Annotated in this window: 12 protein-coding genes and 2 pseudogenes; 13 read left to right on the top strand and 1 reads right to left on the bottom strand. The window is 41.2% G+C overall.

All coding sequences use genetic code 11. The features are described from left to right. Positions 1-351 precede the first annotated feature (351 nt). From HMPREF0847_RS03605 to asp5, 11 genes and pseudogenes are all read left to right on the top strand, one after another. Positions 352-2358: pseudogene (locus HMPREF0847_RS03605) on the top strand (SP_1767 family glycosyltransferase); the annotation flags it as partial. 16 nt (positions 2359-2374) lie between these two features. Next, positions 2375-3379, top strand: a complete 1005-nt coding sequence (locus HMPREF0847_RS03600; protein WP_008808837.1) for a sugar transferase — start codon at positions 2375-2377, stop codon at positions 3377-3379. A 31-nt stretch (positions 3380-3410) separates the two neighbouring features. Further along, positions 3411-4634, top strand: coding sequence for an accessory Sec system protein translocase subunit SecY2 (gene secY2 / locus HMPREF0847_RS03595; RefSeq protein ID WP_008808836.1), 1224 nt, complete (start codon positions 3411-3413; stop codon positions 4632-4634). 8 nt (positions 4635-4642) lie between these two features. Then, positions 4643-6224: pseudogene (gene asp1 / locus HMPREF0847_RS03590) on the top strand (accessory Sec system protein Asp1). Then, positions 6214-7743: an accessory Sec system protein Asp2 gene (asp2, locus tag HMPREF0847_RS03585; protein ID WP_008808834.1), complete on the top strand. Its 1530-nt coding sequence runs from the start codon at positions 6214-6216 to the stop codon at positions 7741-7743. The pseudogene asp1 and the gene asp2 overlap by 11 nt, the downstream one beginning before the upstream one ends. Next, positions 7740-8219 (top strand): accessory Sec system protein Asp3, encoded by a 480-nt coding sequence (asp3, locus tag HMPREF0847_RS03580; protein ID WP_008808833.1) that lies wholly within the window; start codon positions 7740-7742, stop codon positions 8217-8219. The genes asp2 and asp3 overlap by 4 nt, the downstream gene beginning before the upstream one ends. Further along, complete coding sequence (gene secA2, locus HMPREF0847_RS03575; protein WP_008808832.1) at positions 8212-10593, top strand: accessory Sec system translocase SecA2; 2382 nt, start codon at positions 8212-8214, stop codon at positions 10591-10593. The genes asp3 and secA2 overlap by 8 nt, the downstream gene beginning before the upstream one ends. A gap of 12 nt (positions 10594-10605) precedes the next feature. Continuing rightward, the gene (gtfA, locus tag HMPREF0847_RS03570) at positions 10606-12126 is read left to right on the top strand and encodes an accessory Sec system glycosyltransferase GtfA (RefSeq protein ID WP_008808831.1); all 1521 of its coding nucleotides are present in this window, start codon (positions 10606-10608) and stop codon (positions 12124-12126) included. Further along, complete coding sequence (gene gtfB, locus HMPREF0847_RS03565; protein WP_008808830.1) at positions 12110-13462, top strand: accessory Sec system glycosylation chaperone GtfB; 1353 nt, start codon at positions 12110-12112, stop codon at positions 13460-13462. The genes gtfA and gtfB overlap by 17 nt, the downstream gene beginning before the upstream one ends. Next, positions 13455-13637 carry an accessory Sec system protein Asp4 gene (asp4, locus tag HMPREF0847_RS03560; protein WP_008808829.1) on the top strand — a complete coding sequence of 61 codons (183 nt, stop codon included), beginning with the start codon at positions 13455-13457 and terminating at the stop codon, positions 13635-13637. The genes gtfB and asp4 overlap by 8 nt, the downstream gene beginning before the upstream one ends. 1 nt (position 13638) lies before the next feature. Then, a complete protein-coding gene (gene asp5 / locus HMPREF0847_RS03555; protein WP_008808828.1) occupies positions 13639-13860 on the top strand; it encodes an accessory Sec system protein Asp5 in 222 nt (73 codons plus the stop codon). 71 nt (positions 13861-13931) lie between these two features. Here asp5 and HMPREF0847_RS03550 read toward each other — a convergent pair whose 3' ends face one another. After that, positions 13932-14777, bottom strand: coding sequence for a DegV family protein (locus tag HMPREF0847_RS03550; protein WP_008808827.1), 846 nt, complete (start codon positions 14775-14777; stop codon positions 13932-13934). A 125-nt stretch (positions 14778-14902) separates the two neighbouring features. On the opposite strand from HMPREF0847_RS03550, the gene HMPREF0847_RS03545 reads away from it, so the two are divergent. Together HMPREF0847_RS03545 and HMPREF0847_RS03540 are read left to right on the top strand one after the other, a co-directional pair. Beyond that, complete coding sequence (locus tag HMPREF0847_RS03545) at positions 14903-15469, top strand: TetR/AcrR family transcriptional regulator (RefSeq protein ID WP_008808826.1); 567 nt, start codon at positions 14903-14905, stop codon at positions 15467-15469. An 18-nt stretch (positions 15470-15487) separates the two neighbouring features. Continuing rightward, a complete protein-coding gene (locus HMPREF0847_RS03540) occupies positions 15488-15955 on the top strand; it encodes a deoxycytidylate deaminase (RefSeq protein WP_008808825.1) in 468 nt (155 codons plus the stop codon). Positions 15956-15958: the final 3 nt, after the last annotated feature.

Here is a 15958-nt window from a genome sequence, read left to right as displayed (position 1 = left end):
CTTCCTGTTTTGATTTTGCTATCAAAATCCTTGATATTCTAGCTTTTTCTAGCAATATTTTATATAATATCTAGTATAGCTTGATGTATTTGTACTTGATGTATTCAACTAAAATTTGGATAAGTAATTATCAAGAAAATCGCAAGTAATTATGGACATAAAAATATAGTAAAATCTAGATTTAAAAACTCTTTCTATTTTTGTTAAAAACTCTATGATTCTTTGATTTTACAGTTGTGAAAGAGTTATAAATAACCTTCTAGATTGAGATTAAGTTAATGATTATTTTCATAAGGAGTATGTGGCTAAGTGGATATGTTAGAGAATAAAAGTATAGCTAACTATGATGAATACCGAGCAGTTGTTATTTGTGCCAGCTTTTCTGAATGTAATCAAGTTTTAACCACCATTAAGTCCATCGTCTGCCACAACCGCTTTATCAAGTTTTATGTCATCAATAGTGACTTTCCGACAGAGTGGTTTGTCAGCATGCAAAAAAAGCTGGCCAAGCTGGACTGCCAGATCGTCAATGCTCGGCTGGATGGCAGTCATATTAGTCAATATAAGACAAATATTCTTTATTCAGTTTTCTTGAGATATTTTACGGCTATTTTTGTAGAGGAAGATCAAGCCCTTTATTTGGATTGCGATATTGTAGTAACACGTGATTTATCAGAAATTTTTGCAGTTGATTTGGGTTCCTATCCGCTTGGAGCGGTAAGAGATCTGGGTGGAGAAGTATATTTTGGCGAGCAGATTTTTAATTCAGGTGTTTTACTAATTAATGTGAACTACTGGAGAGAAAACGATATTGCGGGTCAATTGATTGAGATGACTGATAACTTACATGATAAAGTTACTCAGGGTGACCAAAGCATTCTCAATATGCTCTTTGAAAACAGCTGGATGGAGCTGCCTTTTGCTTATAACTGCATTACGCTCCACACGACCTTTTCGGACTATGAGCCAGAAAAAGGTCTCTATCCGCCTGTGATTCACTATCTGACCGAGCGAAAGCCTTGGAAAGAGTATACCCAGTCCATCTATCGTGAAGTCTGGTGGTTCTATCAGGGACTGGATTGGTCGGATATGCAGGAGCCAGTCGGAGCCCTGACTCAAAAGATGGTGGAAGAGGAAGATGGCTCAAGCCTGTCCTGCCTGGTCTACACCTACTCTTGTGACCTGATGCATATCAATTATCTGATTCAAGCACTGCCTGCCTGTCATTTCTACATCGCGGCACCGGTAGTGGTAGCAGAGCCAATCACGCGTCTGCTCCAGTATCCTAATGTCAACGTCAGCTCAGATATTGCGCGCATTCCGGCTCTCTTGGAGTCGCTGGAAGCCAAGTCTCAGCTGCTGCTGGATATCAATGCCGGTGATGAGGTAGGTGATATCATTGCTCGCTTTAAGTCTGCTGGCAAGCCAGTCTTTGCCTTTGATAGTACAGTCCATGGCCAGCAGGGGCAGGAAGTCTTTCCAACCGATAATCCTGATGTCATGGTGCAGGCTATTGAGAAGCTTAGATTGGCTGAGCCTGAGGAGCGGCAGATCTCTGTACTCTCTATTGACCAATCGTTGGATTATCTCTTGGAGAAAGGTGCTTCAGTGGTTCGTTTTGGAGATGGGGAGATGGATTTGATTGCGGGTCGCAGTATCCCTTATCAGGATTTTGATCCAGAACTGTCAGCGCGCTTGAGAGAGATGATGTCTATGAAAACCGATGAGCATATGATGATCTGTCTGCCCGATGTCTTTACAGGGCTAGAGCGCTACTCCATTGATGCCCAGAATTTTTGGAAAGCTCATCTGCAGCACCATTTGGCAGATTATCTAGAAATTTGCCGGTCAACTTGGTATGGATCAACTTTTATTTCTCGGCCTTATATCGACCTGGAAGATAAAACGCCGTCTGCGGGCTATTTTGCAAAGTTAAAGAAGCTGTGGCAGGACAAGGACCTCTTGATCGTAGAGGGCTTGACTTCTCGCTCTGGTGTTGGCAATGACCTCTTTGACGGGGCTAGGTCCATCAAGCGGATTATCTGTCCTTCTCGCAATGCCTACAGCAAGCTGGAGGTCATCAAGCAGGCTGTTCGAGAGCATGTGGATAATCGTCTGATTTTGACCATGCTGGGTCCGACGGCCAAGGTCTTAGTCTATGATCTGGTTCAGGAAGGTTACCGGGCGCTGGATATTGGACATATTGACTCAGAGTATGAGTGGTTCCAGATGAGAGCTAGTCACAAGATCAAGCTATCGCACAAGCATACAGCTGAGCACAACTTTGATCAGGATATTGAGTTTAGAGACGACCAAGCTTATGACAGTCAGATTGTTGCCAATCTGGCTCAGGAATGAAGATTAGAAAAAGAATATGAAAGTTAATATTACCAATCTATACGGTATGTCTGGCCAGAGTACGGCCTTGATTGCCCAGAATGATGTGACTAAGCTAGCCAAGCAACTGGGCTTTAATGAACTGAGTTTTTATTTTTACGATATTTACAGCGACAGCCAGTCGGAGCTCAGTCGTCGTCTGGACGGTATCATGGCTAGTGTTGGCTATGGAGATGTGGTTATCTATCAGTCGCCCACTTGGAATGGTCGGGAGTTTGATCAAGCCTTTATCAGCAAGCTCAAGATTTTGCAGGCCAAGTTGATTACCTTTATCCATGATGTACCGCCACTGATGTTCCCGTCAAACTACTATCTGATGCCGGAGTACATCGATATGTACAATCAGTCAGATGTAGTCATCGTGCCTTCTGAGCAGATGCGGGACAAGCTGCTGGCAGAGGGGCTGACTGTGGACAAGATTTTGATCCAGCGCATGTGGGATCATCCCTATGATTTGCCCCTGCACCAGCCTCAGTTTGCGCCTAAGCTGTATTTCGCAGGAAGTGTGGAGCGTTTTCCACATCTGATCAATTGGTCTTATGCTACGCCACTGGAGATTTTTTCGCTTGAGGAAGAGTCAAATCCAGAGGCCAATGTCAGCTATCGCGGCTGGGTTAGCCGGCCCGAGCTGCTCTTGGAGCTGTCCAAGGGGGGGCTAGGCCTAGTCTGGGGTGTTGAGGAAAATCCAGCAGACGAGCCGGAGTACTATGGTCTCAATATCTCTCATAAGTCTGCTACCTATCTGGCAGCTGGTATTCCGGTCATCGTCCCTTCTTACCTGTCCAATGCAGAGCTGATTCGTGAGCGTGGTCTTGGCTTTGTCGTAGACAGTCTGGAAGAGGCCAGTCACATCGTTGAAAATCTGACTGTCGAGGAGTATCAGGCTATGGTCGAGCGGGTCAGAAAGTTCTCTTACCTGCTTAAGGAAGGTTATTTCAGTAAAAAAGTATTAATTGATGCGGTGATGGAAGTCTTGTTTTAAAATTCTCGAGCCATCATCATAAGGAGTCAGAGTGAAGTCATTTTTTAAACCGCTTATTCTCAAAAAGTTTCTTTGGACCTTACTTTTCGTATTTATTTATATTCTGGGAAGTAAGTTGACTCTTCCATTTGTTGATGTCTCGAGTATAGCTAAACTAAATGGAGATTCAGTAACCCTAAATTATGCAGCTGCTTTGATGGGTGGAAACTTAAGGAGTATATCTTTTTTTTCGATTGGACTGGCCCCTTGGATGTCGTCTATCCTCATCTGGCAAATGTTCACCGTTTCAAAACGATTGGGACTTAATAAACTTTCTATGGAGAGTCAAGAAAAGAGACGAATGTTGTTGACTTTAGCTATTGCTCTGATTCAATCCTTAGGTTTAGTTCTTAATTTGCCTTTGAAGACAGTGACAGGAGTTGGACAAGGAACGATTGTCTTCCTGGATACCTTGATCTTAATAGCAGGAACTTATTTTCTTATTTGGTTGACTGACCTTAATTCATCAATGGGACTTGGGGGTTCTATTATGATTGTCATGGTCAGTATGATTTCCTATATTCCTCAGGACATATGGCTTTCTATCCAAGAACTCAAAATTTCTCCTCTTATTTTAGCTCTAATAGGCTTCTTTAGTCTTTGTTTTCTATATCTTGCTGTTCTAGTTGAGAGAGCCAAGTATAGAATACCTATCAATAAGATTAACATACACAATCGTTTTAAAAAGTATTCCTATCTAGATATCCGAGTGAATGCTGCTGGGGGTCTTCCTATTATGTATGCCATGACTTTGGTCAGCATTCCCCAGTATTTCCTCATGCTAGTTCTGTTTTTTCAACCAAATAATAGGCTGGTGAAAGAATGGATTCTAAGCTTAGCGATGGGGGAAATACCTTGGTTGATTCTCTATCTGCTGACTATTTTTATTCTGGCTTGGGCTTTTGCTTTTATTAATGTTAACAGTGATCAAATTGCAGAGCGGATGCAAAGGAGTGGGGAATATATTGAAGATTTGTATCCTGGTGAAGCAACCCGTCGTTATATTCACAAAATTGTAGGTTATTTTGCCTTTGTCGGAGCGCTTTACCTAGTTTTGGTGGCTGGTCTTCCAATGCTTCTGATCCTCTTGGATATTCGTTATATGAGGCTTGGTATGATTCCTGGTATGTTTATGATTTTTATTGGCATGGTCTTTTCTATTAAGGATGAGGTAGATACTTTAACACTTAATGACCGTTATCATTCATTGTTCTAGGAGGAACTATGTATTATTTTATTCCTTCATGGAGTGGAAGTGGAAAGAGGGTTTGGCATCGAGATATTATTCCCTGGTACCGCTCTATGCGGAGACTTGAGTTCGATGACACTATTCATCAGATTCGGATTTTTCAAAGTGAGAATCTGCCAGTCAAACTCCTCTTACAAGCTTATATGCCACATGCCCGTTATTTTTTACATCGCCAAGATATCTTTGAGACGGAATACTATTCAGTTTTTGATGAGATCCAGGCTGTAGAATCTAATGATATGCAGGTTTTACAAATCAAAGATCTTGAATGGGAAGATGATTGTGAATTTATTTATACTCCATTTTTGATTATCGTACACAGGCAAGGACAGCTTTATGCTCATGTCGAGTTTGGAGTAGAAGGCTTTATCAGTTTTATTAAATTTTTCAAGGATGATCAGCTGGAAAAGCTAAATATTTTTGATGATAGAGGCTTTGTCTCTAGTATCGTCTATTATGAAGATGGTCAGGAAGTATACCAGGACTACTTAAATCCAAATGGAGATTGGCGTATACGAGAATATCTAAAATTTGAAAATAGTCATGTAGTAGTCAATCCAGTTTTTTCTCGAGACTTTGATAAGCTGGAGTATGAATGCATGCCAGATTTGATTCTTGAGAAGTTGGGATATTATATTTCTCATAATGTTGAAGAAGACAGCCGATTTGTAGTCGCTGCACAGCCTTTTACTAATCAAGGGGTGCTAGATCTGTTACCTCAACATTCTCATAGTATTCTCAGTTTTTTCCACGAACGTAATCAAGCAAGCAAAATAGAGAATTTTAAAGCTGATTTGGAGTACGTGGACTTGGTATTGACAGATCGAATGGATTTCAAAGAGACTCTTCAGAATCATTTTCCTCTCCAGGCAGAGAAGATTCATTACTTGTCTCCATTTGATACACGTTTGCAGCTAGGAAAGAGTCAACAACGTCATGAGTCAAAGATTTTTTATCAAATTGATCTTAGTGAGCTTTTGAATGACTATGCTATTTTTAAGGTTCTGTTTTATGTAGCCCAGCATCCAGACACGGAACTGGTTATCGGTGTATACAATGCATGGCAAGAGGGTATTAAACAGGTGGAGAATAAAGTAGAGGAACTTATTTCTGATTACTTGGATTTAAAAGATTTTATCAAAAAATCTTATAAAAATAACCAAGCAGAAAACCCTTTACCAGAAAACCAAGAGTTGGAATACCGATTTAGGATTAGGAACATTACAGATGAGCTTAGCCTGATTCAAGAGTTGGATGATACTCGTCTTATTATTGATTTAAGCCAGCAACCTAATCTTTATACACAAATTGCCGGTATCTCAGCTGGTATTCCACAGGATCAATCTGGTTGCTTCTGACTATGTGACCCATTTGCAAAATGGTTATATTCTTGATTCTATCTCTCAACTTGCGGTTGCTGTAGATTATTATTTACAGGGGCTGAAAAATTGGAATCAGGCTTTGATTTATTCAATCGAAAAGATCAAACTGAATACTGGACATCAAGTGATTGCCCGGTGGGAGAAGTGGCTCAAGGAGGCTATAGATGCAAAATAAGCTGAAAATCTTACAGATTGGTTCGATTGATTGGAGCAAGGAAGTAATGATTCCGGATAATATGGATTGGTATTATTTCTTTCCTCACTCTCAGCTAGCCATCAAAAAAGTTATGGAAATGGAGAAAATCAGTCATTTCAGCGCCATTATTGTAGACGATTTAGACTTGATTCCAGATTTATTTTTGATTGAATCAAAAATCATTCCTTATACTATTTTTTACAGTAAAAAGCAGCAAGCCAGTCAAGAGTCTATCAACTTTTTCCTAAAGAGATACTGCGCTCAACAGATAGATCTAAGTGATAGACCAGACTTGCTGAGAAAACTTTCTAAGGCACTTTTTCGTGGCCAATATGGAGATAAGATGACACCTCTTGATATGGTCGTTAGTCCAGGTTTTAAGGGCAGGATTTGTCACAATGGCTATGAACATTTGGAATTGGAAGGGAATTTTGGGTCAGACTTTAGGCCAATTGTGTCTTGGAAATATAATATTGTAGCAAGCAAGAAAAATCCTGTAGAAATTTGGCTTGAATACGAAAAAGACTTTAGTTGCGAACTTCGCTTAAGAATTTATAATATTCAGGAAGGTTCGGCTGCTGATCTTGTTAGAGAATCAGTTTTTTCAGAAACTGATATGCAGGAAGCTATTGTTTTAGATAATGATTTCACTTCCTTTTTAGGAATCACTTTAGAAGCCAGAGGCTTTGGTACTTTAAAAGTCGGGGCCTTCCACCAGCGTTTGACTCGCTATGAATTTGGTAAGTTTGTTTTAGGAGGTGAAATTTTAAAGGATAGCCATCGGCAGGAAATCAATTATTTCTTTTATCCTGGAGATTTTAAGCCACCCTTGGTTGTTTATTTTTCTGGCTATCGTAGAGCAGAAGGCTTCGAAGGATTTGGTATGATGAGAGGTCTAGGTTGCCCTTTTCTTTTGATTTCTGATCAGCGATTAGACGGTGGTGTCTTTTATCTAGGTAGCGATGAATTAGAAGAAGGTATTAGACGCATAATCCAAGAACATATGGAATTACTAGGTTTTTCTGAACGAGAATTAATCCTATCCGGTATATCCATGGGAACCTATGGCGCCGCTTATTACGGGGCAGATTTCAGCCCTAGAGCAATTATATTATGTAAGCCACTTGCTAATCTTGGAACAATTGCTCAACGTGGCCGTCTTCGGCTACCAGAAGTTTTTCCGATGGCTCTTGATATCCTTCATCGTCATACAGGAGGGAAAGGTCGAGAAAATGTAATAGAGCTAGATAATCGCTATTGGAAAAAATTTAAAAATGCGGATTTCAGACGTACTATTTTTGGTCTGGCTTACATGAAGGAAGAAGACTACGATCCGACAGCTTACGAGGATTTAGTACAATATCTCTATCCTACTGAAACCCAGTTGATGAGCAACGGGCTTTCAGGGCGACATAATGACGATTCTACTATGGTGATCAATTGGTTTATGAATTATCATCGCATCATACTGGAAAAAGAATTTGGAAGAAAGAAATGAAGATTCAAAAACATAAGGAAATTTACTGGGGAGAATTGAGAGGTGCGTCTATCTCAAAAACTAGAAAAGATTTCACCTACTTGTATGGTTCAACCATCATATTTCATTCTCCTGACCAGGTCTATTTTGAAAACAAATTAATGGCTTCTGGTCAAACGATTCATGAATGGTCCTCCAGTTGGAACTATCAAGGAGATAGACAGGTTCCTTCCCTTCCTTTGCTAAAAAGGGGAAGATCTTATTCTTTGGCTAGAGATATGACTTCCTACCCTTCCGAAAGTGTTTTTCTAAAACTTATTTTTTTCGATCGTTATAATAAAGAAGTCGGCAATATTGTTGAGCGTTCGGATAAAATGACTTTTACTTATCCCGAAGAAGCCTACAGCTATAAGGTACAGCTTCTTAGTGCGGGTGTTGAGTCTTTTGAGTTTCACTGCTTAAGAATTGAAGAAATTTTAGAGGAGTCAAATGGTTAAAAATTTTTTTCATATTCGGCGCTTAAAGAAAATTTTAGCTAAAATTAAGAGTTTTGAAAAAGAGATGTCTAGTCTGTCAGATTTAGACCTACAGAAAAAAACTGTCGAATTCAAGAAGAGATTAGCTGACGGGGAAAATTTGGATCAACTTTTGCCAGAAGCCTATGCTGTTGTTCGAGAAGCAGATAAGAGGATTTTAGGATTGTTCCCTTACGATGTCCAAGTCATGGGAGCAATTGTCCTCCACGAGGGAAATATTGCTGAAATGGCGACAGGTGAAGGTAAAACTTTGACAGCGACTATGCCTCTTTATCTAAATGCCTTGTCTGGTCAAGGAGCGATGTTGGTCACTCCTAATTCCTATCTGGCTTTGCGAGATGCGAAAGAAATGGGTCCTGTCTACCGTTTTTTAGGACTGACGATTGAGACAGCAGTGAGGGCGGATGAAACAAAGCCCTTGGAGACCAAGGAAAAACGTAGGATCTACCAGGCAGATATCCTATATACAACCAATAGTGCTTTAGGATTCGATTACTTGATCGAAAATTTAGCAGAAAATAAAAAAAATCAATTTCTAAGAGAATTCAACTATGTTATTATAGATGAGATTGACTCTATTCTTCTGGACAGTGCACAAACCCCTTTGATTATATCTGGCGCTCCGCGTGTCCAGTCAAATTTCTATGACGTGATGGACACGTTAGTACAAACTCTCTATGAAGATGAGGATTATTGCTATGATGATGAGAAGAATGAAGTTTGGCTGACCCAGAAAGGAATTCGAGCAGCAGAGTCTTTCTTAGGATTAAACCATCTCTTTTCCAAAGAAAATCAGGAATTGGTTCGACATCTCAATCTAGCCTTGAGAGCTCATATGGTTTATAAAAAAGATCAAGACTATGTGGTACGACAAAGTGAAAATGAAGCAGAAGTAGTGCTTTTAGACCGTTCAACCGGTCGCCTTATGGAATTAACCCGTCTTCAAGGAGGCCAGCATCAGGCGATTGAGGCTAAGGAACATGTTAAACTAACTCAGGAAACACGTGCCATGGCCTCCATAACTTATCAGAATCTTTTTAAACTCTTTCGAAAACTCTCGGGTATGACCGGGACTGGAAAAGTTGTAGAAAGTGAATTCCTAGAAACTTATTCTATGTCTGTCGTTAAGATTCCAACAAATTGCCCTGTCATTCGAAGAGATTATCCTGATCAGATTTACCAAACCTTGCCTGAAAAAGTATTTGCTTCACTGGATGAAGTAAAGCATTATCATGCAAAAGGAAATCCTCTTTTGATATTCACGGGTTCTGTTGAGATGTCTGAAATCTATTCTTCTCTCTTACTGAGAGAAGGAATTGCCCACAACTTGCTAAATGCTAACAATGCGGCTCGAGAAGCACAGATGATTGCTGAATCTGGTCAGCTTGGAGCGGTGACTGTAGCTACATCTATGGCTGGTCGAGGAACAGATATTAAATTAGGTCCAGGAGTAGCTGATCTAGGTGGCTTGGTTGTTATTGGAACTGAAAGAATGGAAAACCATAGAATTGACCTACAAATTCGTGGCCGTTCAGGCAGGCAAGGTGATCCGGGGATCAGTAAGTTTTTCATCTCTTTAGAAGATGATTTACTAAAAAAATGGGGACCAGATTGGATAAAAAACTTTTATCGAGATTATTCTCCAGAAGATCTTAAGAACAACCCTATCTTGCTTAAACAAAGACGTTTTAAAAAACTTGTCTCTAAAGCACAAAAAGCTAGTGAGGGCAATGCTAAATTATCACGACGTCTGACTTTGGAGTATGCTCAAAGTATGAAGATTCAGCGAGAGCTGACCTATGCGGAGCGCAATCGCTTACTTGAGGATACAAATGAGATGGAAGAGGAAATCAATCGAGTTATTGAGTATGTCATTAAACAAGTTGCCTATGAACAAAGTTTTGAAAATAGGGCAGATTTTTATCGATTTATCTTGCACCATTTTAGCAACCGGGCTGAAAGAATTCCCCAGGAGTTTGATATTCACTCACCAAAAGAAGTCTCTCATCTTCTTCAAGCCATTGCTGAGCAGGAATTATTGGCAAAGAAAAGCTATCTTAAGTCGGACAAGCTTTATAGTCAATTCCAGAGTTTAGCTATTCTTAAGGCGATTGATGAAAACTGGGTTGAACAAGTAGACTATTTGCAACAGTTAAAAAGTGCTTTGAGTGGATTTCATACTTCTAATAAAAACCCTATAGTTGAGTATTACCAAGAGGCTTATGATGGTTTTGAATACATGAAAGAACGTATGAAACACCAAATTGTTAAGAATCTTTTAATGAGTGAATTGGCACTTAACCCCAAAGGAGAAGTCGTAATGTACTTCCCATAGGATGAGGAAAACATGACAGTATATAACATCAATTTAGGCATTGGCTGGGCCAGCAGCGGTGTAGAATACGCCCAAGCTTATCGGGCCCAACTTCTGCGCAGGATTCAGCAACCGGCTAAGTTTATCTTTATGGATATGATTTTAGCGGATAATATCCAGCATCTGACGGAAAATATCGGTTTTCTGGATGAGGAAGTTATCTGGCTTTATAACTATTTTACTGATATCAAGATTGCACCGACGACGGTGACGCTGGATCAGGTGCTGGCTCAAGTAGCTGGTCAGCCGGATCGCTCGGAGAGAGAGGGCAAGATTGTCCGCTATTTCTATCCGCAGGATGACCAGTTTATCACTTGCTATCTGCGGCAGGAAGATCAGGACTTTGTCGAGCATGTGGAGTATGTCTCGCGGGGGAGATTGATTCGCAAGGATTATTTCTCCTATGTTCGCTATGCCAGCGAGTACTTCGCACCCCACAATGACGCCGCAACCCTCTACCAGCGCCGTTTCTACCATGAAGACGGCAGTGTGGCCTATGACTTGCTGATAGAGGATGGTCAGGAAGAGCTCTATCGCTTTCCAGATCGGATTTTCTATTCCAAGGCTGAGCTGGTCCGTTATTTTCTTCAGTGTCTGCAGCTACAGGCTGATGATGTGGTCATCTTGGATAGGGAGACAGGGATTGGTCAGGTTGTCTTTGAGGAGAGTCAGAAGGCTAAGCTGGGAGTAGTGGTCCATGCGGAGCATTTTAGTGAAAATGCCAGCAGCGACGACTACATTCTCTGGAATAATTTCTATGACTACCAGTTTACTAATGCAGACAAGGTGGACTTTTTCATCGTGGCAACAGAGGCTCAGAAAAGGATTCTAGAGCAGCAGTTCCAGCATTACTCGGACAAGCAGCCCAAGATTGTCACCATACCGGTGGGGAGTTTGGACCAGCTGACTTATCCCAAAGAGCCTCGCAAGCCTTTCTCCATGATTACGGCTTCGCGTCTTGCTACGGAAAAGCATATCGATTGGCTAGTGGCAGCGACTGTCCAAGCCCATATCCAGCTGCCTGAACTGACTCTGGATATTTACGGTAAGGGGAGCGAAGAGGACAAGCTGCGTCGCAGGATTGAGGAAGCAGGAGCTCAGGACTACATTCGGCTCAAAGGGCATGCAGATTTGAGCCAGATTTATGCAGGCTATGAGCTTTATCTGACGGCTTCAACCAGCGAAGGCTTTGGTTTGACTCTTATGGAAGCGGTCGGATCAGGTCTGCCCCTCATCGGCTTTGATGTCCGCTATGGCAATCAGACTTTTATCGATGATGGTAAAAATGGCTATCTGCTACCGGTCAGTTCCAATCAAGTCGAGGACCAGATTATTGCTGCTTTTGTGGAGAAAATAATAGCTCTCTTTAGCCAAGGGCGCCAGCAGGAGATGAGCCAACACTCTTATCAAGTGGCCGAGAATTATTTGACCAGCCGGGTTGAAGCGGCTTGGACCCAGCTTTTAAAGGAGGTTAGAGATGATTCAGCTCTTTGATTATTACAATCAGGAAACCCAGGATCTGCATGATTCCCTCCTTGCAGCTGGCTATGCCTGTCAGACCATTGTCATTGAGGCCAATGGCTTTCTGCCGGACGACATGATCTCCCCCTATACTTATTTTTTAGGGGATGAAGAGGGAGTAGATCATCCGCTCTTTTTCAATCAAGTGCCAGTGCCCCCTTTCTGGGAAATCACAGGCGACCATCAGGCGGCGCGTGTCAGTGACATGGGAGAAGAAAGAGCACGGATTCACTATGCCAGTCAGGCCAGGGGCCGGCTGGTCAATCAGGTGGATTGGCTGGATAAAAAAGGCCAGCTGCGACTGAGTGAGCGCTATAATAAGCAAGGCCGTTGCTTTGCCAAAACAGCCTATAAATCAGGCCAGGAGGCTTTCAACACGACCTATTACAGCACTGATGGTCAGGAGCGTATCGTGGAAAATCATGTCACTGGTGACATCATCCTGACTCTGGACCAAGAGCCTTTGCGAATTTTTAAAAGCCGAGTGGATTTTATCCGTTTCTTTTTAGAGCGCCTAGACTTTGACTTGGATCACATTCTCTTTAATTCGCTGGCTTATTCTTTCCTAGTTTCCCACAGCTTGACAGGTCGAGCTGGGCAGGATATTCTCTTTTGGCAGGAACCTCTGTATGACGAGCTTCCGGGCAATATGCAGCTGATTCTGGACAATAGTCAGCTGCGGACGCAGACCATTGTCATTCCAGACTTGGCGACTTATGAAAAGGCCATGAGTCTGGCTGCAGCTGACCAGCAGCAGAAGTTCCTGCATCTGGGCTATCATTATGACTTCAAGCGGGACAACTACCTACGAAAAGATGCTTTAATCCTGACCCATTCGGATCAGATTGAGGGCTTAGACACCTTGGTTCAGTCCTTGCCGCAGCTAGTCTTTCGTATTGCAGCCCTTACGGAAATGTCGCCTAAGCTCTTGTCTATGCTGTCCTATAAGAATGTTGTCCTTTATCAAAATGCCAGTCTCAAGCAGATTGAGCAGCTCTACTTGGAATCGGACATTTATCTGGATATTAATCACGGAGGTCAGGTCCTGCAGGCAGTGCGCAAGGCTTTTGAGAATAATCTCTTAATCCTAGGCTTTGAGCAGACCCTGCATGACAGACACTACATTGCCCAGCAGCATATTTTCGACAGTAGCCAGCCTGCTCAGCTGGCATCGACACTGGAAGAAGCCTTATCTGGTGTTGAGCAGATGCGGTCGGCCTTGCAAGCTCAAGGCCGGCATGCCAATGATGTACCCGTTAGTCTTTATCAGGAGACTCTCCAAAGCTTGTTAGGAGGTCAGCATGGCTAAAAATGATTTATTTCATAAGGATATTGAGGGGCGGTTAGATGAGCTAAAGCATGGCAAGCCCAAGAAAGAAAAGGCCAGCCTGGGAGAAAATCTCAACAAAGTCTTTGTCATCGTCTTGGGCTTGATGATCTTGATTGGCTTGATTTTTACATTGATTGGAGCCTTGAGGAAATAAAATGCAAAAATTATTACTTATTCTGACTATCTTACTTGCTCTTATTTTAATTACATTGGTTATTTCTTTGCCTAGAGAAAACCAACAGTTTTTCAGCGAAACTCGTTCAACAATTGGTAAGTCAGGTTATTGGGAGACAAATTTTTTTAAAAAAATTATTCTTTTGATTGTTAGTATTCTTCTCTTTTTAATCCTCATTTTCTATATGATTCAAACAGCCTAACTTTTTAGATCAAAAAGAGACCCTTAGACTAGGGTCTCCTTTGATTTAAATATTAGGAAGTTGATTCATTATTAGCCGATTTCATATCCCATTAATAATCCGCCTTCTTCTGCATAGAAACTACATAAGCCGGATGTCGGGATAGCTTGAATTTGGGCGTTAGGAAATTTTTCCTTGACTAAGTCAGAGAATTGCTGACAGAATTTATCATTATTGCGGTGAGAGATAATAATTTCACCTCCTGCATAACCCGCCTTGATGATTTCTTCAAAAGCAGCAGACAACGACTTCTTATAACCTCTAGCCTTCTGCAATAGTTCTAAGGTTCCTTGTGGCCCAGCTTCCCCAACCATGCGAATATTGAGCAAGCCTACGACTGCTCCAATTAGCTTATTTAATCGCCCGTTTTTAACCAGATTATCCACTTTGGCCAGGACAAAAAGTAATTTGGTTTTTGATTGGTAGTTTGTAATTTCTTGCACGATTTCGTCAAAAGAAAGGCCGTTACTAATTAGCTGATTGAGCTTTTGAACAAGCAAGTCAACTTCACCTCCAGCCGATAAACTATCAATCACATGAATATTGACATTCGGATGCTCTTCAAGGTAAAGCTTTTTAGCAACCTGAGCGCTGTTATGGCTACCAGATAAGGTTCCAGTAATAGTGACAACAAAGATATTATCAGCTCCTGCAAATGCTTTTAGATAGTCATCTGGACTTGGGCAAGCAGATTTAGAAGCAGTTGATGTGGCATACATTTTTTCCATCATTAAGTCAATATTTAGTTCTGCGTTGTCAATAAAGATTTCCTGGCCTACCTGAATGGTTAATGGGACATTTTCAAAATTTGTGTCTAAAGCCAGGTCTTTTAATTCTCTAAAATCGCATCCAGAGTCACTAACGATTTTCCAAGTCATTTTTAATCCCCTTGTTCCTATAATTATACATTGACAAAGATTGTGTCTTTTTTTACAATTATATCATGAAAGACTGTTTCCAGAAAGCTATTGATATCCGATGAGACAAGAAGGAAGAAACTGTTATGCCTGAACGTAAAATATCCAAAAAATCTCTTGAAAACCTAACGATTTCCAATCGGGAATCCAATCGTTTAACTCGCGAATCTTTGGAAATTTCCTTATTACAGTTATTAGAAAAAAAAGAATTGGCTAAAATCACTATTTCTGAGTTAGTAAACCGTGCTGGCGTATCCAGAGCGTCTTTTTACCGAAACTACAGCTCAAAAGAAGAGATTCTAGAGGAGCTTTTCGGCCAGACTGTGCATAATATTATGGAAAAAATGGCTCAGTTCGATTTTAAGACGGAGCTTTACCAAGTATGGCTTGCTCTGTTTAAAGAGGCACAGAAGGAAGCGTATCTCATTCGTTTAGCTGTTGAGTATAATTTAGAGAAACACTTGACGCAAGCAGTTCTTAACTTTTTAGAGAAAGGTCAAGAGTCCAAGAAAGATGCTTCGTCCTACGTTAATTCTTTCTGGAGCTCAGCTTTGGTTTCTGTCCTGTCAAAATGGATCAAAGAAGGCATGAAAGTGCCAGCTGAAAAGATTGCTTCTCTTGGTTTGCCTTTAATGGTTCAAGAAAATATCTAGTAAAGAAAAGAGAAAGAAATGGAAACAAAACGATTAGCTTGGGATGAATATTTTGCTGCACAGGCTCTTTTGATTGCCAATCGCTCGACTTGTAAGCGCGCAAGAGTAGGAGCGGTTTTGGTCAAGGAAAACAAGGTTATTTCTACGGGATATAATGGCTCCGTATCAGGAACAGAACATTGTATTGATCACGAATGTTTGGTAGTCGATGGCCACTGCGTAAGAACCCTACACGCTGAAGTGAATGCCATTTTACAAGGCGCTGAACGAGGTGTTCCAAAAGGGTTTACTGCCTATGTAACTCATTTTCCCTGTCTCAACTGTACCAAGCAGTTGCTCCAGGTCGGATGTAAGCGTGTAGTCTATATCAATCAGTATCGGATTGACGAGTATGCTGAGTACTTGTATCGCGAGAAAGAAGTGGAATTAGTGCACCTGCCTTTAGAGGAAGTGAAGTCAGCCATAGCGGAAACAGATTTTATTTAAAAA

This window comes from Streptococcus sp. 2_1_36FAA (assembly GCF_000161955.2).
Taxonomy (GTDB): domain Bacteria; phylum Bacillota; class Bacilli; order Lactobacillales; family Streptococcaceae; genus Streptococcus; species Streptococcus gordonii.
The sequence above is the reverse complement of the archived record's forward strand: the minus strand, read 5'-3'. Positions and strand labels throughout refer to the sequence as shown.

What these genes read in the sequence shown, in the direction of transcription:
- HMPREF0847_RS03600 (WP_008808837.1), top strand. Translation starts at nt 2,375, where the DNA reads ATGAAAGTTAATATTACCAATCTATACGGTATGTCTGGCCAGAGTACG.
- asp2 (WP_008808834.1), top strand. Translation starts at nt 6,214, where the DNA reads ATGCAAAATAAGCTGAAAATCTTACAGATTGGTTCGATTGATTGGAGC.
- asp3 (WP_008808833.1), top strand. Translation starts at nt 7,740, where the DNA reads ATGAAGATTCAAAAACATAAGGAAATTTACTGGGGAGAATTGAGAGGT.
- secA2 (WP_008808832.1), top strand. Translation starts at nt 8,212, where the DNA reads ATGGTTAAAAATTTTTTTCATATTCGGCGCTTAAAGAAAATTTTAGCT.
- gtfA (WP_008808831.1), top strand. Translation starts at nt 10,606, where the DNA reads ATGACAGTATATAACATCAATTTAGGCATTGGCTGGGCCAGCAGCGGT.
- gtfB (WP_008808830.1), top strand. Translation starts at nt 12,110, where the DNA reads ATGATTCAGCTCTTTGATTATTACAATCAGGAAACCCAGGATCTGCAT.
- asp4 (WP_008808829.1), top strand. Translation starts at nt 13,455, where the DNA reads ATGGCTAAAAATGATTTATTTCATAAGGATATTGAGGGGCGGTTAGAT.
- asp5 (WP_008808828.1), top strand. Translation starts at nt 13,639, where the DNA reads ATGCAAAAATTATTACTTATTCTGACTATCTTACTTGCTCTTATTTTA.
- HMPREF0847_RS03550 (WP_008808827.1), bottom strand. Translation starts at nt 14,777, where the DNA reads ATGACTTGGAAAATCGTTAGTGACTCTGGATGCGATTTTAGAGAATTA.
- HMPREF0847_RS03545 (WP_008808826.1), top strand. Translation starts at nt 14,903, where the DNA reads ATGCCTGAACGTAAAATATCCAAAAAATCTCTTGAAAACCTAACGATT.
- HMPREF0847_RS03540 (WP_008808825.1), top strand. Translation starts at nt 15,488, where the DNA reads ATGGAAACAAAACGATTAGCTTGGGATGAATATTTTGCTGCACAGGCT.